Annotated in this window: 23 protein-coding genes and 1 pseudogene; 1 reads left to right on the top strand and 23 read right to left on the bottom strand. The window is 45.6% G+C overall.

The features are described 5' to 3' along the window. Positions 1-597: 597 nt before the first annotated feature. From ltrA to FHN83_RS00785, 18 genes and pseudogenes are all read right to left on the bottom strand, one after another. Positions 598-2,283: a group II intron reverse transcriptase/maturase gene (gene ltrA, locus FHN83_RS00870; RefSeq protein ID WP_109873927.1), complete on the bottom strand. Its 1,686-nt coding sequence runs from the start codon at positions 2,281-2,283 to the stop codon at positions 598-600. A gap of 603 nt (positions 2,284-2,886) precedes the next feature. Continuing rightward, the gene (locus FHN83_RS00865) at positions 2,887-3,033 is read right to left on the bottom strand and encodes a type I toxin-antitoxin system Hok family toxin (RefSeq protein ID WP_227648728.1); all 147 of its coding nucleotides are present in this window, start codon (positions 3,031-3,033) and stop codon (positions 2,887-2,889) included. After that, positions 2,981-3,091, bottom strand: a pseudogene (locus FHN83_RS28445) (DUF5431 family protein); the annotation flags it as partial. The gene FHN83_RS00865 and the pseudogene FHN83_RS28445, both read right to left, overlap by 53 nt. Positions 3,092-3,426: 335 nt before the next feature. Continuing rightward, on the bottom strand, positions 3,427-4,032 hold the full coding sequence (locus FHN83_RS00860) for a hypothetical protein (RefSeq protein WP_000137794.1): 606 nt from the start codon (positions 4,030-4,032) through the stop codon (positions 3,427-3,429). A gap of 216 nt (positions 4,033-4,248) precedes the next feature. Next, positions 4,249-4,530: a hypothetical protein gene (locus FHN83_RS00855; RefSeq protein ID WP_000703842.1), complete on the bottom strand. Its 282-nt coding sequence runs from the start codon at positions 4,528-4,530 to the stop codon at positions 4,249-4,251. A gap of 145 nt (positions 4,531-4,675) precedes the next feature. Further along, entirely contained in the window at positions 4,676-4,852 is a 177-nt protein-coding gene (locus tag FHN83_RS28095; RefSeq protein WP_000802040.1) for a hypothetical protein, read from the bottom strand. Between the two features lie 53 nt (positions 4,853-4,905). Further along, on the bottom strand, positions 4,906-5,217 hold the full coding sequence (locus FHN83_RS00850; protein WP_000633161.1) for a hypothetical protein: 312 nt from the start codon (positions 5,215-5,217) through the stop codon (positions 4,906-4,908). A 222-nt stretch (positions 5,218-5,439) separates the two neighbouring features. Beyond that, complete coding sequence (locus FHN83_RS00845; protein ID WP_000814953.1) at positions 5,440-5,640, bottom strand: hypothetical protein; 201 nt, start codon at positions 5,638-5,640, stop codon at positions 5,440-5,442. A gap of 39 nt (positions 5,641-5,679) precedes the next feature. Further along, on the bottom strand, positions 5,680-5,904 hold the full coding sequence (locus FHN83_RS00840; protein ID WP_000551490.1) for a hypothetical protein: 225 nt from the start codon (positions 5,902-5,904) through the stop codon (positions 5,680-5,682). Positions 5,905-5,958: 54 nt separating this feature from the next. Further along, positions 5,959-6,162, bottom strand: coding sequence for a hypothetical protein (locus FHN83_RS00835; RefSeq protein ID WP_000781547.1), 204 nt, complete (start codon positions 6,160-6,162; stop codon positions 5,959-5,961). Positions 6,163-6,714: 552 nt separating this feature from the next. Continuing rightward, positions 6,715-7,206, bottom strand: coding sequence for a DUF3085 domain-containing protein (locus FHN83_RS00825; protein WP_001371932.1), 492 nt, complete (start codon positions 7,204-7,206; stop codon positions 6,715-6,717). Between the two features lie 4 nt (positions 7,207-7,210). Beyond that, entirely contained in the window at positions 7,211-7,522 is a 312-nt protein-coding gene (locus FHN83_RS00820; RefSeq protein WP_001165367.1) for a DUF957 domain-containing protein, read from the bottom strand. 516 nt (positions 7,523-8,038) lie between these two features. Then, positions 8,039-8,359: a hypothetical protein gene (locus FHN83_RS00815; RefSeq protein WP_139563068.1), complete on the bottom strand. Its 321-nt coding sequence runs from the start codon at positions 8,357-8,359 to the stop codon at positions 8,039-8,041. Positions 8,360-8,537: 178 nt separating this feature from the next. Next, the gene (locus tag FHN83_RS00810) at positions 8,538-8,765 is read right to left on the bottom strand and encodes a hypothetical protein (protein WP_000336109.1); all 228 of its coding nucleotides are present in this window, start codon (positions 8,763-8,765) and stop codon (positions 8,538-8,540) included. Between the two features lie 174 nt (positions 8,766-8,939). Then, positions 8,940-9,833, bottom strand: coding sequence for a hypothetical protein (locus FHN83_RS00805; protein WP_000252081.1), 894 nt, complete (start codon positions 9,831-9,833; stop codon positions 8,940-8,942). Continuing rightward, complete coding sequence (locus tag FHN83_RS00800) at positions 9,823-10,935, bottom strand: toxic anion resistance protein (RefSeq protein ID WP_000609386.1); 1,113 nt, start codon at positions 10,933-10,935, stop codon at positions 9,823-9,825. Before FHN83_RS00800 ends, FHN83_RS00805 begins: the two co-directional genes overlap by 11 nt. Next, positions 10,932-11,741 carry a toxic anion resistance protein gene (locus tag FHN83_RS00795; protein WP_094935606.1) on the bottom strand — a complete coding sequence of 270 codons (810 nt, stop codon included), beginning with the start codon at positions 11,739-11,741 and terminating at the stop codon, positions 10,932-10,934. The genes FHN83_RS00800 and FHN83_RS00795 overlap by 4 nt, the downstream gene beginning before the upstream one ends. A gap of 570 nt (positions 11,742-12,311) precedes the next feature. Continuing rightward, on the bottom strand, positions 12,312-12,920 hold the full coding sequence (locus FHN83_RS00785) for a DUF6012 family protein (RefSeq protein WP_000280723.1): 609 nt from the start codon (positions 12,918-12,920) through the stop codon (positions 12,312-12,314). 50 nt (positions 12,921-12,970) lie between these two features. On the opposite strand from FHN83_RS00785, the gene FHN83_RS00775 reads away from it, so the two are divergent. After that, positions 12,971-13,936, top strand: coding sequence for an IS5 family transposase (locus FHN83_RS00775; RefSeq protein WP_176556463.1), 966 nt, complete (start codon positions 12,971-12,973; stop codon positions 13,934-13,936). Positions 13,937-14,096: 160 nt separating this feature from the next. Here the strand turns inward: FHN83_RS00775 and FHN83_RS00770 are convergent, their stop codons facing one another. From FHN83_RS00770 to FHN83_RS00750, 5 genes are all read right to left on the bottom strand, one after another. After that, the gene (locus FHN83_RS00770) at positions 14,097-14,630 is read right to left on the bottom strand and encodes an HNH endonuclease (protein ID WP_000241452.1); all 534 of its coding nucleotides are present in this window, start codon (positions 14,628-14,630) and stop codon (positions 14,097-14,099) included. A 54-nt stretch (positions 14,631-14,684) separates the two neighbouring features. Beyond that, positions 14,685-14,879 carry a hypothetical protein gene (locus tag FHN83_RS00765; RefSeq protein WP_000159617.1) on the bottom strand — a complete coding sequence of 65 codons (195 nt, stop codon included), beginning with the start codon at positions 14,877-14,879 and terminating at the stop codon, positions 14,685-14,687. Beyond that, a complete protein-coding gene (locus FHN83_RS00760) occupies positions 14,876-15,187 on the bottom strand; it encodes a hypothetical protein (protein ID WP_000172888.1) in 312 nt (103 codons plus the stop codon). The genes FHN83_RS00765 and FHN83_RS00760 overlap by 4 nt, the downstream gene beginning before the upstream one ends. A gap of 62 nt (positions 15,188-15,249) precedes the next feature. Next, positions 15,250-15,489, bottom strand: a complete 240-nt coding sequence (locus FHN83_RS00755; protein ID WP_001180999.1) for a hypothetical protein — start codon at positions 15,487-15,489, stop codon at positions 15,250-15,252. A 249-nt stretch (positions 15,490-15,738) separates the two neighbouring features. Further along, a complete protein-coding gene (locus tag FHN83_RS00750; RefSeq protein WP_022646499.1) occupies positions 15,739-17,151 on the bottom strand; it encodes a hypothetical protein in 1,413 nt (470 codons plus the stop codon). Between the last annotated feature and the right edge of the window lie 52 nt (positions 17,152-17,203).

Below are 17,203 nucleotides of genomic sequence, written 5' to 3'. Positions count from 1 at the left end.
AATCCCTATGAAGTAAAGTAGAGGTAGGCATTACGCCCACCAGCAAACCTGATAACTGTTCTTTGCGTAACATCCTCAAACTTCTGGTGCCTTCGTAGACTGCGATGCGAATGCCCATGAGCTGAATTCACCGTATCATTTGACCGGATGCAGCGAGAACAGAAATGACAATGTTTGAACGATTTGCCAGACGGCCATAAAACTCTACTGGGTACAGAATAAGGACTGACCGCAATGGCTACGTTCTATGAGCTACCGACCAGTGAGAAGTCCATTGTTTCCGGTACGTGCCCGGACGAGCACCGGTGAAATTTTTCCCGACTGGATTACGCTAAGGCTTTTGAACGGTTTGCGTGAAGTGGGACTCTTTGGGTCTGGTTCTTGATTTATACAAAAGGCTATATGCCACAAGACGGGAGGAAAAAAGGGTTTCCCCGACTGGAGAAACCCTTTCAAAAGGTGCCGATGGCATACTAATCCACACCCCGAAAAGAGGGGGTTGCCCCCCTCTTTGTCAGCTACTTGTCGGGTAGCAGACCTATATTGCTATAAATCCGCCCCCTAAGAACGGTACGTGCGAGTTTCCCCGCATACCGCTCAAGCCTTTAGTAAGTTCTTTGTTTCAGAACCGGCGACAAAACTGTGAATCTGTCGATGGCAATTCGGATGGAGTAATATCAGGTTCGCCAATTCGTTAGATCCTCCCTTGTGTCTAGGATGGATATGATGCAAATGCCATCCTGTTTCCTGCGTGATCAACTCATGGCACGATGGACATCGCATTTTTTGTTTTCTCCAAATGATGTTAAGGCTACGTCTGCCCTTTGCCTGGAGGCTCCAGATCTTTTGAAGTCTCCCTTCAAAGTATTCCTCATCTTCTGGTAAATACGGATTTGCGTTTCCCCTGATTTTTACATGGCGCTTTATTGCAGTATCCGCGGCTCTGACCAATGAGAATGTTTTTCCTTCATGCCCTACGGCGGAGAAGGACCATTCACGCGCACCAATACGCTTGAAGTATTTCTCTTTGATCCAGTACTTGCTTCGTTTGGGATGTCTCCGCTTGCACCAGTACCAGAGCAACTGCCAGATACGATAATCTACGTAACCGTAGGCTACTTTTGCGATGATATGCTGATGATAATTAGCCCATCCCTTAATAACCGGGTTAAGTTTTATAATTAACATCTCTGCTGTCGCCGCTAAGTTGTCTTTAACGATTTCCTTTATCTTTCTTAGGACATTTTTCAGGTTTTTAGCTGATGGTTTTATAAGAAATTTTCCATCATATTTCCTGATGTTCTGTCCGAGAAAGTCAAATCCATTGTCTATATGGGTGATAAGCGTTTTCTTCGGGGATAAGGAAAGCCCGCGTTCCGCCATAAAGGCCTCAATAATCGGTTTTACTTTCTCATTTAGCAGTTCAGATGAAATGCCAGTGACCACGAAGTCATCCGCATATCGCACGACGTTGATTTTGTACTTCTTCCTGTGGTGGTTAGAATATCCCCCAAATGCTTCCCGGAGTCTTCTTTCCAGCCCATCGAGCGCCATATTAGCCAGCACCGGGGATATTGGCGACCCCTGCGGTGTGCCTGAATTCGTTGAGTTAAATAGATTATTTTCTATAAATCCCGCTTTCAGCCATTTCTTGAGCACCTGTTTATCCAACGGAATGTTGGCAAGCAACCAGTCGTGGCTGATGTTATCGAAGCAGCCTTTGATATCGCCTTCGAGCACCCATTTCGCCGAATGCTTTTTCGCCAGGTTAATAAACAAGGCTTCTATCGCATCCGCCGTTGAGCGCATAGGGCGAAAACCGTAGCTATTGTAGTCCGCTACTGACTCGGATGCAGGTTCCAACGCTAACAGGTATAGTGCCTGCATTGCACGATCCTGCATAGTTGGTATCCCCAGAGGGCGACGAGTGCCGTCAGATTTAGGGATGAGTATTCGACGAAGAGGCCTCGGGTTATACCCGCTCCGCTTCATTTTACCCAGAGCATTCCACTTCTTCTCGGGAGTGTTCCAAATATCTCCATCAACGCCGGGAGTACTTTTCCCTGCATTCTCAGTAACCCTTCGTACGGCAATAGTTTTTGCTGAGAAGGATCGAGTCAACATGCGCTGCAAGTATTTCACCTTGCGCCATTGTTGACTCCTTGCAGCCTTCGCGATACGGACCTGTAGCTTCCTCACCTGTTGATGATTGGTTTTCCAGTCTATGGAATGCCAGTGTATCGGGTGGGAGGACGCAGATGCACTGATGTCAGCTGCATTCAACTTGCTTTCCTCCTTAGGGATGCTTTACCTGTTTTCTCGCGATTAAAGACCTGATGGAAGTCTGCCCACTTTCGTGTTGAGGCAAATTTCGAACCCCTATCCACTCCATTACAGAGCGGCCTTCGCTTTCTCCATCTTCCTTTACCCGCACCCCCAACAACTCACTTTGCAGTTCGTTTGCCTCTAGGGCAGGAATACGGGCTTACCAAGTTCCATAAACATCACACGGGCGGGGTAGATCTTGCCTATTCACCGGTGGCCTTATTGTCAGCGATATCTCATCCAGTAAGAGAGTATCCGGCCACGCACCTTTTGGTCTGAGCCTGACAGCAACTTTGGCTCCTTCTACGTCACGATGTTTATCAGCAATTCACATATGTTGATCTTACCGCCCAGCCTAGCGTCTCATCCACCTGTTGCTGGTAGAATCCAGGTTTACCCTCGCGGGGACACCCGATGTCGATGACATGACTACATTGTAGGGATGCTTCATACCTCACCGTTACCAGTGACGCACTATCCTTAGGCTACCGTTAGCTGAATAACGAGTCCCTCTTCCAGATTGGTTGGGACAATGATGAATATGGCTTACGCCATGAGATTCTATGTATATAATTTCACGACTTCTTGTCGCACACCGGATTCGTAGGCCAGGATAGCAGATACCTCCCTTGTTCCGTCTTTCATCCGCAACTCGCAAAGCGAGTTTCGTGTGAGCCAGGTGAATATCAACAGCGTTAAACAAACTATTAATATGCACAAAACAATGGGTTGGTTCGGCATTTTCATGGCCTTCTTCTCCTTGCATTTAAGCAGGCAAGAGGCTACTCTGAATGTGACTAGCATACAGGGGCCTCGGGTTAATTGAAAAATTACTCGGGGCTTTCTGCTTTTACCACAGTCAAACAGTGTTACCGCTGGCTGGGGCAAAAGCCTCCAGCACCAGCGTTATTATACCACCCTGCCCTGATCAGCCAAACACCCCGCCTACATAAATTACTGATTTTTCATTTATTTGACATGATTCACTTCCGGTTGTCGGCGAAAGTCATTTTATACTAAAGAAAAGGGTAACGGGCAGCTGCTGGGTCGGAACATACAGTGCAGTTCCTGCCCGTTTAATTTCCGGATGCAATGGTAGGATCAGGAGGCACTGCTTCCGTTGATTAGGGAAATCTTATGTGCCTGAATACGGCTGTATTCGAGATGGGATGCAATATTACAGATGCGCTCCAGTCGATCATGCAGCCTCGTGTAGGTCAGTCGATGAATACCGGACATTTCATCAAGTAGCCAGCGCTTGATGTAAGGGTTACAGGAAAGCCGGGCAAGATCGTCGTCATCCACTTCGTCAAAGAACCAGTACTGCTCCATCGGGACTACCTGAAATATCCACGGCCGGGGATAGTCCCCTGTGACAACCAAAAACCATGCAAGAAAGCATAGACACAGCTCAACGACCATAAGCATCGAAAATTGCGAATAACTTAGACCGGGCACATAGGGTGAACTATCCGCAACATACCCCCTGAGCAATTCCGCCACAAGGTAGCCCAATAGCGTCAAGGCCAGCATCAGGGTCAGGATTAATCCCCCATTAAACGCTACCGAAGCCTTTTGAACCCGATCAGGTGCTGTCCGGCTGCGATAGTTGGTCACTACTCTTTCTACAAGTGCCCTTATGGCAGCCTGTTCTTTACTGACATCAGCTCCGGAAAAACCGGACGGGCTTTTATTTAATTCAGTCATACCCCACTCCTGTTATGTGCTCTACTTAACAAACACGTAGATCATACAGAGCTCACGGACGCACTCCTGCCAGATAAAGGAGGGAATTTGGCTGTAAGACGGTTAGCCAACAGTTCAGGTTATGCGTGGGATCCGCCCAGTCAGAAAGGATTCCGTTAATAACAGGCAAGGTTAAAGGCAGATGGACGGTGAAATTGTGGGTGCTAAAAGGGGGTATTACTCTTTTTCCTGCATAGCGGTTTTTTCAGCCCGGGTGGCCAGACGAACATTTCCGAAAGGCTCACGGACAAGCAGTGGCTTCTCCTTCTTCCAGCCCCTGATAGCCGTTTCTCCAAACCGACGTGGTGCATTGCCGTTCCAGCGAGCAATCACATGGTTATCATGAATTTCAATAATGACAACGGGGTGGACAATGACCGTTGAAATGGTGGTATTTCCCATTTTGGTACGGGTTACAGACCAAACCTGCATCCCGGATTCCAGCTGGCTGATTTTCATATTATATCCTTAAGCCATCACGAACTGCGCCACAAACAATTAATGTGGCGCAATTTACCATAAACAATAAACATCAGATACCCGTGAAAAGATTTCCCTTTATTTTAAAATTCTTCTGGAGAAAAAATGATATTTCCAGAAGAGGTCAGCGAAATTCAGAAACGGCCATCACAATGGTGCTGCGCTGACGCTGGCGTTCTGCCTTGCGCTGCCTGCGGCGATAGATCTGTTTTGCGCTGACGTAAGGGCAGTCCTCACGGGTATACCAGCAGCAGCCGCAAGGTTCGGGCCGGGGTTTTCCGGCAAGTCCAAATGGTTTCATCAAGTCACCTTTTTAATGTTTTTAATGGAAAGATACTTACCTAACCCATTGTTTTATAGGAAATAACGTTGTTGCATAAACAGATACAGATAACCCTCAGGAGAAAACATGCAAAGGTTATCAGTGATAACCGCGTCCAGATACCGAGTGTCAGTCTGTAAACGTTTTATCACCAGAAAATGTGCTGCCGCAGCCTTAATGCCAGAACTACCGTTTACAACATTATGTATACCCGCTTTGAATAACGAACGAGCATGAATTACCTTTTCCCGGGCCGCTTCGATCTCAGCATTAATAACGCATTGCCGCGCCTGGATGACTGCCTCTCCGGTTAAATCGCGGAAATTCATTAGAGATGTGATCATGATTGACTCTCCAGATTATGTGGAATCATTATAACAACTGGCACCACGCCACAAATAACCTGAGATAAATTCTTTGAAATATTCCTATATATAAGGAATTACAGTCGGAAAAGAAACAATGAAATAGCGCCGACCGCTTAAAATCGATAAATTAAAATGGACGGCACTGGAATGAAAAACTGAAAGTAGTAAGACCGTAATTATCCTTCACGGATGTAAGCTTTAAAAGAGGAGTACTGGCAAAGCTTTGCCAAGTACTTCGGCGGTTGTGTCTACGATTTTACGGATGTCATCGATCTGCGAAGGCTTATTCAACACCACCGTAAAAAGCTCTCCTTCGTTATCAGCCTGCTCGCAGTTTCCGTATCGGCTCCCGTCGTACAGCTGCACAATACGTGACATAGAAGACTTTGTTTGTTTCATGGCTTTGCACCTGCTTTTAGGCAGTTTGGTTACTGGTTATCAGAAGCTGGTTTCATGCGCTTCCGGCTGGGACACGAACTGGTATTTGACGCCGCCAGGCACACCTACTGCTTCGGCAATAGAGTCGCAAAGCCGCGATAAATCATTTAGTGTCATCGGATATTCAATATCTACTGAATATAAAGCACCTGCATTTTCAGCATCTTCGATGTTTTTATACTGGGCACTAAATATAGCAATGGTCTGAATTTCGTGGTTATGCATGAACCGGTCCTTATTAAATTATAAAAGCCACCCGAGAGTGGCCTGAGTGGAAACTTAAATCTGTGAAGTATATTTGAGAGATTTTTTGCGATCCAGATGCCGGGCAACAATGGTTCCGATAACAAGTAGCGTGATGACCGCACTGAAGAAGGTGCTGTCAGGGACGCCCTGGAAAAAATCACTGAAACTGTAAACAATAAAAATCAATGCGCAAAAATAGAAAACGATACGAACATAAGGGGTAAAAAACATTTTCATCGGTTGCCTTCCATTCAGGGAGAATTCTCAGTAATTACATCACACCTGAAGAGAAACTATTTTCGTATAAATGAGCATTTTCGACATATCAGAGGGGGGTTTTACTCATAAATGAGGTAGTAAGGGTCACACTTGAGATGAAAGTTACTTTCCTGGCTGCGAACGAACTATCTCAAATGTTAGAGGTGTGCGTTCGCCTTAAGAGCTTCATGCCCTGAGGAGCTCAACTTGAGCCGATAGTATAAACCTGGCTCCAGATGCCTTACTGGCTGGCATAACTCCACGAGGCCCAGCCGGAACAGGACCGGAGAGCTCCTGCACGTCACATCATCAGGATTCCCCATAAACGTACGCCGTTCTCTGGCCCGTCTGAAATTGCCAGAGATATCATAGATCGTGCCGGATGCCATCCGTCTTAACACGTAAATCTGCGCCCTTGTAAGCTTCTGGGCGGAACTGCTTAAACCTGACATACCTTCCCGGCCTTATATAAAACAATCCGCCAGCAGCTCGACTGGCGGACAATGTTTGACTGGATACAGCAAGGACATACTATTTGCTGACAAGTTTGATATTGGTTTCACTCATTCGAAGTCGAAACTCCTGAAAACCCTGCTCTACCGCTAACTCCAGCCACTCAACGGGAATGGTATAGCTACAATCAGACCCACCCAAAGCGGCATCACAAGCGTAATCCCAGTCCTCATCCAGTTTTGGATTCATCCCCTGGGCGTAAGCCACAGTATCGCGGGATGCGGGAGAGCCCTCAAGCTCAGCATTAGTGATCAGGTATACACCATGACTGTGCGCGAGAAGCACTTTTGGCACCAGATGTGTGCTGGCAATTTTTGAGGATGAGGGAAAGAAAACCCTACCAGCTTTACGCGCCTCTTCTTCAGTCTGTCCCTCAGCGTTAAGGAGGGCTCCCCCCGGATAGCATGCCGGGTCATAGATCTGATCTGGGGTGACCGAAAACGTTTTTGCGGTGCGAATTTCTTCGATCAGTTTATTGATATCTGCCATTTCAAATACGAGAGTGGTCACAGGCTTACTCTCCCTCTTCAGTGGACAACATCAGATACTTTGTTGCCAGCAGAAGCTCTCCCACATCCTTGAGGGACAATTCAGCTTTGCCTTCTACGGCAAGCTGCAAGCGCTGTCGAATTGCATGAACAGAATCTGAAGATAAAGATGCCATTTTGCGCAAAACGGCATTAGCCTTTTCTACAGCAGGATACAGAATTTCTGAGTTGGTATTATCTTCGTCATTATCAAAGATAATTTCAGAATCCATATTGATGTTATCTTCAAGCCAGCTTGAAAGCACTTCAAGTAATGACATCACCTTTTCAATTTGCATATCGCCTCCTCTGTTAACATGAAACAAATATAACAAAGTGGCTTACCCGGCTAATAACCTGAGCAGAAAGTTTTCGAACTTAGTTTGAAAACAAGTTTTCTGCTCAGGTTAATGTTAAAGTCGCTGGGTAAAAGATAAAAGGCACTGAAGATGATTTAAGCATCAAACAGACTAAATAGGATTCCGTCTTTTATAACGCTTTTAAAATAGAATGAATGAAATATAAATTTTGCGTTTAAGAATGAACGCTGTAGAGGATGATTTATCCAGTGATATGCAGTTTGTGGCCTTTAAAAAGGCTTTATTATGGACTTGAATTGCAAAGAGAGCACCGACATTTTTCTGGGGGCTCCCGCAGAGAAAAAGCTGTGAGGTTATGAAGACGTATAGGAGGTATTCGGCGAAATACTGTATGGCCACAGGAGAGCTTCAGCACCCATATCCTGCCGCCTCGCTCGCCTGTGGTGATTTCAATATGTTCTACGTCATACCACGTAGTTGTATTTCTCACTTTGTTTATGCTTCCTGACACCGCGTGAACGCAATCTTCGTCTGGATGCGTTCATAGATGGAAAACTGCCTTTCAATGGAATCGGCATTAGACAGTAATTCATGAAGCTCAGCAGAATCTATATCAGGAACGATAGCGACAGAAACTCCATATTTACGCCCAGTTCTGATCAGGTGCGCAAGTTTTTCCTTCTCTGATTCTGTGAGCATTGCCAGATCCCTTCCGGATACCTGCTCGATAAATGGACCAAGGTTTTTCGGAAAAAAGGGTTCGGCATCAGAATTATGTACCGGGAGCGTTTGCGGCTTATCGAAGCTATTGGACATGAAAAGAACCTTTATAGTTAGAGAGGTGGAGACTGAATGCGTAGCCCATTAAAATTAGTAGTGCCACACTCGAATGCTAATCATACTTTATGATGGCTATGGTAGGAATGGCCGTCAACTTAAACCGCCAGAAGCGAGCCATTCACCGTTAAAGTAACTTTCCCGTATGATGTTCTTTTTATGGAATGAGTTGTTCACACTCCTCTTTAAGAGCCGCCCTGGAACGAGATCGACAGACTTTGCTTAATGAAGAGCGTAATTGATGTTCATCAACCCCATCAGCGACAAACTGACCAATTTTCTTTTCAAGACGCTGCATTGCCTCATAAAGCTTGGCATCAGTATTATTTTTAAGAAACCTCAGTATATAATCAGCAATAATTTGAACAGGAGTAAAGTTACACATCATGTATCCTTAATAAGTTGTGTAAAAATAAAACCATAAAAAACATAATCAGAAGTAGATTATTATACTTGAGTAAGCTTTTCAGCTAACAAGCTGGAGAAGCAGATTCCGGTAAATTACTACATATTTGATAAAAGTTACTGAATAAAAAAGCCCAGCGTACCGGGCTTTCATTCAATTTGATTCTAAGAATCTGACTCGCCGCCTGATTTTTATACCAAGAAGAGCGAACAAAACGCCAACGAATGCGACGGGACTACCTACTTTAAGACAATTAACCGACGCTTTTGAAAAGGTATGTGATTTAGACATACGTTTTTGCTCATAACGAATCGCAAGTGGTGAGACGGATTTATCTAAAGCTGTCTTTTCCAATGCATAACGAACTTTCACGGGAATATTTGACTGTAATACACCAGACATATACGCCCTAACAACATTCTGTGTTAACTTCACATCTGGCTTGCCGAGTTTTATATGTAGTTGCGCCTTTAAATAGTTTACAGATACCTCTTCGCCTGAGGGCCAATTACTATCATTTAAATATGCGACAAGTTTATCGTATTTTTCATGTTTTACATATTTCTTGATAACCTTTACAGTCGAAGCTGAAGTGGCATCAGTCTCTTCCGAACCTAAAGCAGATGTAAAAACTGACAAGCCGATAAGAAAAGCGCCAGCAATTAGAAGCATCGGGAATATCTCACCTATTTCCTCCCCCTTTAAAATTTTAAAGGCAGTTGAAGAAACTACTAATAGCCCCATAATCCCTAATAGCAACTTAGAATATGTAGTTAGGAAGCCTCCAAATGCATCGCCAAAATCCGAAACCACTAACTTATCTTCACCTTCAGATGAATTGAAGAATGACAAGGGCACATCAATATCAAAGTCCAGAACTGAAGGTGAGAGGTGTAATGACAGCAACCACAAGCAAAGACCAAAAATCATTATCAGCAGGCCCGCACCAAATATCGCGAAACCTGAATTTCTAATCTTTATAGACCGGTGAAAAAGAAATGACAGTTCACGGGAAAAATCGTCACTACTCTTAAGGTTACGCACCATGATCTACCCCTTTTTGTGTCAGTCGGGTGCGCAAATTCTCACGCATGGCAAGAACCTGTTTTTCTGTTTCCCTGAGCTTAATAGCCCCTTCTCTCTGGATTTTAACAACATCGCCAACCGTCTGGATAAGCGTATCCTGCACCTCTTTAAGGGTGCTTATATCAATAACCAGCCGTTGGTTTGCTTTCATAGTTTCTACTGCATTGCGATGCAGTAATTTTGCATTACTACGGAGTAACTCATTGTTGGCATTATCGATATCATTGGCAAGATTTACAGCGTTACGCTGTCCATTTAGAGAAATGGCTAACAGAAACTGACGCTTGAAATTAGGGACAGTAACCTCTTTGACGCTATGAAACTTGTCGATAAGACTTTGGTTATTTGCCTGTATAATCCGTACCATTGGCAATACTTGCATAGCAGACTGCTGAGAAACAACTAAATCGCCAATACGTTTTTCTAAATTAGCAATTAGCGTATCCAGATCAGATACTTCCTGGAACTTAGCAGGATTGTTACCAACATTAGCTCTGAGATTTTCTGCTTTTAATTGTAATTCTCCCAGCCTTAATTTACCGGCAGCAATATGTACACCTGTTAAGTGGTGTTCTTTAACGACTTCATCAAACATTTGCTGGAGCGAAATATTATTAGAACCGAGGCTATTCTGTGTAACTGAAACCTCTGAAACCAGAGCATCGATTTGTTCACGAGTTGATTCAAACTGTGCGGCGAAATTCTTCCCACGGGTGCGGATTTTATCCAACAAAGGGCCAATAACTGGCAGATTTGAACGACTTTCAGTTAAGTTCGAGATGTTTACATTTCTTGCAAGGTTGATAATTTCAGTTAATTTGCTCCCGGCTTCGTCTAAATCTTTATTGCGAATTTGCTCAAGCAGGCTATCCGCATAATTAGCAGTGTTTTCCCCCATTGCCCGGCCAAAACGATAAACTGTTCCTGGATCATCGGCATTAATGCATTCCGCGACGGCTTTAATCTCTTGTTCATCTTGCTCATTCAGCCCGAACTTTTCCAGTTCAGCGGAAGTCAAAGTAAAAGCAACAACCTCAGTTTTGGTGGTCAAATTATTAATCATTTTTGGAATCCCTCTAAATTTTGTCGCAGGCTTTTTAGAAGAGCCTCGTGGGCCTGATTAGCTTTTCTAACAATCGTAGGGTCAGTGTTATTTACTGATAACAGCGAAAGTGTGTGTTGCCGCCATACTGGAACCAGGACTTTTATAGTTTCGTTAAAGCGGTCAGCAATATCTATACAAGTCCCGCGAGTGATTTCCATCTGCATGGCGGCCATTTCATGAGACGCAAGCAGTGTTGCCAGGTTAGCTAAACGTCTGGCAAATCTTTCCCTCGGTTTATCGAAGACAAGGCTTAGATCGTCACTATTTTTTTCTTCGGTAGAATCCCTAAGGAACTCATGGCCTGCCTGGATAAAAATTTTAAGGCGTTTGATTTCTGACACATATGTTTCAAGCAGCTCTTCTAAAGCCAGTAGCGTCTCATTCACATGTGTCAGATATCCGTTCCCCTCATTAATAAGATTTTCCACCTTCTCACGTGCGTGTTGGTAACGAACGCGCTTTTCAAGGTGTTTGCCCGTAAAGCGGGAAAACCAGGATGGATTGCTACTGATAGAACGTGGATCTGCCTCCGCTAAGGCACTTACGATACGGTTCAAGGCTCCTGATAAAGCGGTAACTGCGTCTTTCTCCAGAAGATTTGAATACTTATCCATAGCCTTCGAAGATAAACCCGAGTCGCCGTAATGGCTTATTGCCCCAGCATTAAGCAGAAGACCGGGTATAAATTCTTCTTTGAGTTCTGCTATCGATATGTTGCTGCTGTCAGTTGAAACGTTCATTTTTGCCTCAAAATGGTTATCCATGACAGCCTATCATTTACCGTTCTGCTGATTTTTCGGTTAAAGCGCCAAAACCTGGGTTTATCCGTTTTCGAGGCAAAAAAATAGAATCTGATCCTCACGTAACCCTTTGCCATTCTGATTAAAGGAGAAGTCCCCTACTGTCTGTGCACTGAATTCAGCACTGGATGAAGTTAGGACATGAAGTGCACATAGATCCCCTGCTTGACCTACCAATCACCGCCTTCAATGTTTAGATCTGGTGACCTTACAGCGACCATTTCTCTAACCGGATGGTCATTGTTGTCGTGGCTGCTCCCCAACAGCAGGCTTACCGTTCCGCTGGCAGAGTAATACATCGCGTCAGGAAAGTGCTCCCTGACCTCCTAAAGCAATTTGTTCATGCTGTTAGTTAAACGATAAAAGCGTCGGGCTGCGTTCGGCATAGCTTCTTCCAGGAGGTCAGAAGCATCAATCTCACGGCCGTTTATAACGCGGAGAATATCTTGCTCATCCATAGGTTACTCCCAGGCAATAAATCAAAGTGGCCAGGCAAAAGGAGACTCGCCTGGCATCAAAAAGAATAAAAGGTCGTTACGAACTGATAATGATGGCCTGGTCAGTTTGAGGAAGTCGGTTTCCTCTGATGAATGCTGGATGGCTTAAACGAGCAGATGACATGGTCATCGCCAGAAATGTCTCTTCACGCGAACGCAGCAATTCCCCCCATGAATAGGTTTCCCATACGTCGTGGGAAAGATCGGATTCCTTTATGTACCTTGACTGCATTGTTGGTTCAAAATCGACGGGAGCTAGACTGTCATAGGATGGATGTACACGGTACCCCAATTCTTCCTCCCTCTGATGGTATGCATGTGCCAAAAGGACATCATGGGAGACCAAGTCATAGTCTTTGTCCTGAACGAGCGTTTTTACGGTATGACTAATTTTTCCAAAGCCTTCAATTTCCCAGATTGTTATCATTGTGAACTCAGTTAAAGTCCGTGGGCTTTTTACCAGAAAGCCATTTAATGCACGTCGCCCCTTCAACATGACAACGTGGTAGGACTTGTTGGGATAAGGTTTCATTGCCACCAGCGAATCAGCTTTAAGCTCAAGTGACAATTCAGGTACAGAAACTGACACGAGAGTACACTTGTTTTTCATATGGTGAAGAATACGGGGCACAAGATGCAGATACATCATTTTCTCCTTTGAAGGGGCTTTGTTGAATAAATCGAACTTTTGCTGAGTTGAAGGATCAGATCACGCATCTTCCCGACAACGCAGACCGTTCCGTGGCAAAGCAAAAGTTCAAAATCACCAACTGGCCCACCTACAATAAAGCCCTCATCAACCGTGGCTCCATAACTTTCTGGCTGGATGATGAAGCTATTCAGGCCTGGTATGAGTCAGCAACACCTTCTTCACGAGGCAGACCTCAGCGCTATTCTGACCTTGCCATCACGACTGTGCTGGTCATTAAACGCGTATTCAGGCTGACCCTGCGCGCTGCGCAGGGCTTTATTGATTCCATTTTTTCTCTGATGAACGTTCCGCTACGCTGCCCGGATTACAGCTGTGTCAGCAGGCGGGCAAAGTCGGTTAATGTCAGTTTCAAAACGTCCACCCGGGGTGAAATCGCACACCTGGTAATTGATTCCACCGGGCTGAAGGTCTTCGGTGAAGGCGAGTGGAAAGTCAAAAGCATGGCGGAACGCCGCCGTATCTGGCGTAAGCTGCATCTCGCCGTTGACAGTAAAACACATGAAATCATCTGCGCTGACCTGTCGCTGAACAATGTTACGGACTCAGAGGCCTTCCCCGGGTTAATCCGGCAAACCCACCGGAAAATCAGGTCAGCCGCCGCCGATGGCGCTTACGATACCCGGCTATGTCACGATGAACTGCGGCGTAAGAAAATCAGCGCGCTTATCCCTCCCCGAAAAGGTGCGGGTTACTGGCCCGGTGAATATGCAGACCGTAACCGTGCAGTGGCTAATCAGCGAATGACCGGGAGTAATGCGCGGTGGAAATGGACAACAGATTACAACCGTCGCTCGATAGCGGAAACGGCGATGTACCGGGTAAAACAGCTGTTCGGGGGTTCACTGACGCTGCGTGACTACGATGGTCAGGTTGCGGAGGCTATGGCCCTGGTACGAGCGCTGAACAAAATGACGAAAGCAGGTATGCCTGAAAGCGTGCGTATTGCCTGAAAACACAACCCGCTACGGGGGAGACTTACCCGAAATCTGATTTATTCAACAAAGCCCTTTGAAGGATATACCAGGCAGCTCCTCAGCAGCATCAAAATATTTAAATCACTCTTTAATTAGTAAACCACTGCTGATTAACTTCTTTTATGTTTCACAGAAATTATTCGTTTTGTTTCTGTTCGTTATACTGCTCAAACCAGAAGACGACCGGTTTTTCTACAATATGAAGCAACCCAAAACGTTCTGCGGTACGGAAATTCACGCTATATGCGCGAGCCCGTTCAACCTGTTTGGTAATTTCTTTTCTCATTCCTTCAACACTAAAAGCTCCTTTAAAAAGGTTGCAGGGGGCGCATGATGGAAATAAGTTTTCTATAGCATGCAGTTCAGGGTGCATAACCTTACCCGTACTTCGGGCAACATGAGTTACGCCGCTGCCGACAGGGGCTCTCACCAGTTCAAAGTCGCGTCGAACAGGCTCAACATGATCGGCATGCCACCCTTTTTCAGGAAGCTTGCAACCACAATAGGCACAACGCCCCCCAAATTTCATTCGCAGCTCAGCTCGCTGTATTTTAGAGATCTTATTTTTAGGTTTTGAGAACCTACCATCAGGTGATTCAGCTTTGGATAACTTTGCTGAGGGCTCAGGTAATTCAACTAAATTCCCGTTGATATTTATCACCTTGACCATATCATTTTCCGCCTTTACTAAGCTCACGGGCACAGGAACTGGCTTAAGTAACCGCTAAAGATAACAGCCACTGACTGCATCTACCCAGACCTTCTGTTTATACTCAATAGGCCACCCCTCTTTATCTGCCCGGATGACGCAATCATTTACCGTGGTGCGTGACCGGATACGAACATCAAGCGGAAGCGAATCGTTATCCACACGAGCCTGTGCCTCATTTAAAATGCGTAAAAACATCTCTTTGGTCATTCAGATACCCCCTCAACTTTGCGAATTTTGATCAGATGAGGGCGACTCAGTTTACAAAGTTGTTCTGTCGCTTCATCAATCGAATTGAACCGATGAGCCTCTTCGATATTTAAAGTCCAGTATTTCGCTTTCCCTTCTCCCAGATCGGACTCAAAATAATTTCGCTTTACATCCATTTTTTTAGGCCTGCCATTTATCTTGACGACATTATGTCTGTCATCAAAAAGAAATTCGTCCCCCTCAAAAGTGATTAATACAAATGGCCCCTCAGGCTTGGAAGTCCGGGAACTTTCCATTTTCAAAGTCATACTTCAGCCTCTCGATAGAACTCATGAAACGTCAAATTAAAATGGACTCACACCACACTGATTCAGTATTCCTCCTGAACCCCATTAGGCTCTGTTGTGATTTCATATTTAATTCCGCCAGGTGCTCCCACAGCGTCCGCGACCGACTCACACAGCAGCGAGAGATCGTTGAGGGTCATTGGGTGTTCAATGTCCAGCGTGAAGAGTTTCCCGGCTTGCTTGGCGGCTGTCTTGTCAGCATGTTCGGCATTAAAAAGGTATACGGTGTGTTTTTCCTGAGCGGGTGTATTTTGATTTTGCATTGATGATCCTTTTGTTTAGTTCCCCGATTCCGGGGGTGAGTGAATTAATTTAAATTTATATTCGTCTGGTTTAATTAGAACGTTTCCACGCTATGCGTAAACAGGTAATGCAAGGGCTGTATCAACAGGATTAAAGTTACTTTTCTGGATGCAGCAACGCTTGGACATGATGTCCACATTACATCACGATCAAAGCTAAGTTTTTTTTGTATAACCCCTCCATTTTCGTGTGTTTCGCGTTTCAGACGCTTATACGACCTGCTTGACCATCCTCATCAGAAGGCGGTTTAACAGTCCTTTCGCTGTCGGGCGATTGCTATCGACATAGTAAAAACCTGTTTTGGTCGTACCGTGAGCACTGCTCAGCACCCTCAGTTCCCAGATAACGTCACGGATAACGCCGCCATTTTCTGGCTTAAGGCATTCAGATAAATGGCGCATGAAACGAGCTCTTACGGCACGGTAATAGCGGAACTCCTCTGGCTGGTTAGTATTTTCTTTCACCCGGAGTCGCTGGTTACACAGAGTTAGAACTGCATCCATCATTCCCGCCTTCAGCTTCGCCTGGATCGCACCTTGTTGCTGTTCCCTCTCACCTTCGAGTAACGTTAAAATTCTTTCTCCGAGTGCCGTCTTGTTGTGTACGTGCAACTGAACACAGGCAGCTACGCATGCCCAGAATCTGAACTTTTTTATCTGTCCACGCAATTTCCGGGCTACAACCTGACGGTATGCAGAATCACTGAGTATTTTAAAACGCCGACTGGCAACCAGCTCTGGAAGCGACACTCTGTCGCCTATCCCCAGGCGGGAAAAGGTTTGTCCCCGTTGTGCGAGACGATGATAGACAGCGCCCTTGCCTTTTGAAATTCGGACCGCGCCATAACGAAGAAGATACTGAGCAGCAGTCGTTGGAGTAAACTCACCGTCAGCGATGCGCTGGCGTAACCCGTCGTATTCATGCCAGATAATCCAGGACGCCGTATCTTCTTCAACAGTCAGCTCATCCTCTTCCTCGAATGCCACGACGACAGAACTGCTCTCTCCGGTCTTTAGGCTACGTGAAGCCCTGGGGTCAGCCTGCCCGTCAAAATAGGTCATCAGCGGCAACGTATCAGTCAGTCCATCATAAGCTGTACCGAACCGGCCTCCGGGCAGTTTCATCCAGAGTGGAGCTGGCATTGGTGTACGGGGCACAGGCTGCATGTCAGGCTCATCCTCAAGAAGGTCCAGATCGGCCTCTTCCCAGACCCTGCGATAGATCTCAATTGCCCGAAACGGGCGAGGGTTGAAACAGTGCAACGACCAGAGGAAATCAACGTGGATCACGTTTGCTTCCTGTACAAGCCGAAATTGTGGCTCAGCCATACGACGGTTATAAGCCGTATCGTCAACCTCGCCGGAAAGTAGCTTTCTGCGATGCTCTGCCGCACGTCTTGCTTCAACATAATCAAGGCTGCAACAGGCATGAAAAAGACGTTCAGTCAGGGACGAAGAAAAGATATTGGGTTGAAGACGCACATATCCGCCTTCGAACACTTTACGACCGATATAATCCCGCAGGCTCCAGTCGTACTGGATCTTAGAAAGAAATCGCTGAAGACGACTCAGGCCAGCCTGATAACCGTATTTCTCCGGGTCAGTTCGAAGGAGCGTTTCCATTGAATGGTCAACCCCTACTGCTGTGCAAAATGAACACCCTATAATTCTGATC

The sequence above is a fragment of the Leclercia adecarboxylata genome, from assembly GCF_006171285.1.
GTDB lineage: Bacteria > Pseudomonadota > Gammaproteobacteria > Enterobacterales > Enterobacteriaceae > Enterobacter > Enterobacter barmai.
The sequence above is the reverse complement of the archived record's forward strand: the minus strand, read 5'-3'. Positions and strand labels throughout refer to the sequence as shown.

Bases quoted from the DNA above. Each gene is read 5' to 3' on its own strand.
- FHN83_RS00860 (WP_000137794.1), bottom strand. From the start codon at position 4,032: ATGACTGAATTAAATAAAAGCCCGTCCGGTTTTTCCGGAGCTGATGTC.
- FHN83_RS28095 (WP_000802040.1), bottom strand. From the start codon at position 4,852: ATGAAACCATTTGGACTTGCCGGAAAACCCCGGCCCGAACCTTGCGGC.
- FHN83_RS00750 (WP_022646499.1), bottom strand. From the start codon at position 17,151: ATGGAAACGCTCCTTCGAACTGACCCGGAGAAATACGGTTATCAGGCT.
- FHN83_RS00800 (WP_000609386.1), bottom strand. From the start codon at position 10,935: ATGATTAATAATTTGACCACCAAAACTGAGGTTGTTGCTTTTACTTTG.
- FHN83_RS00765 (WP_000159617.1), bottom strand. From the start codon at position 14,879: ATGACCAAAGAGATGTTTTTACGCATTTTAAATGAGGCACAGGCTCGT.
- FHN83_RS00785 (WP_000280723.1), bottom strand. From the start codon at position 12,920: ATGTATCTGCATCTTGTGCCCCGTATTCTTCACCATATGAAAAACAAG.
- FHN83_RS00760 (WP_000172888.1), bottom strand. From the start codon at position 15,187: ATGACTTTGAAAATGGAAAGTTCCCGGACTTCCAAGCCTGAGGGGCCA.
- FHN83_RS00835 (WP_000781547.1), bottom strand. From the start codon at position 6,162: ATGAAAATGTTTTTTACCCCTTATGTTCGTATCGTTTTCTATTTTTGC.
- FHN83_RS00855 (WP_000703842.1), bottom strand. From the start codon at position 4,530: ATGAAAATCAGCCAGCTGGAATCCGGGATGCAGGTTTGGTCTGTAACC.
- FHN83_RS00810 (WP_000336109.1), bottom strand. From the start codon at position 8,765: ATGTGTAACTTTACTCCTGTTCAAATTATTGCTGATTATATACTGAGG.
- FHN83_RS00850 (WP_000633161.1), bottom strand. From the start codon at position 5,217: ATGATCACATCTCTAATGAATTTCCGCGATTTAACCGGAGAGGCAGTC.
- FHN83_RS00840 (WP_000551490.1), bottom strand. From the start codon at position 5,904: ATGCATAACCACGAAATTCAGACCATTGCTATATTTAGTGCCCAGTAT.
- FHN83_RS00820 (WP_001165367.1), bottom strand. From the start codon at position 7,522: ATGCAAATTGAAAAGGTGATGTCATTACTTGAAGTGCTTTCAAGCTGG.
- FHN83_RS00755 (WP_001180999.1), bottom strand. From the start codon at position 15,489: ATGCAAAATCAAAATACACCCGCTCAGGAAAAACACACCGTATACCTT.
- FHN83_RS00805 (WP_000252081.1), bottom strand. From the start codon at position 9,833: ATGGTGCGTAACCTTAAGAGTAGTGACGATTTTTCCCGTGAACTGTCA.
- FHN83_RS00770 (WP_000241452.1), bottom strand. From the start codon at position 14,630: ATGGTCAAGGTGATAAATATCAACGGGAATTTAGTTGAATTACCTGAG.
- FHN83_RS00815 (WP_139563068.1), bottom strand. From the start codon at position 8,359: ATGTCCAATAGCTTCGATAAGCCGCAAACGCTCCCGGTACATAATTCT.
- FHN83_RS00795 (WP_094935606.1), bottom strand. From the start codon at position 11,741: ATGGATAACCATTTTGAGGCAAAAATGAACGTTTCAACTGACAGCAGC.
- FHN83_RS00845 (WP_000814953.1), bottom strand. From the start codon at position 5,640: ATGAAACAAACAAAGTCTTCTATGTCACGTATTGTGCAGCTGTACGAC.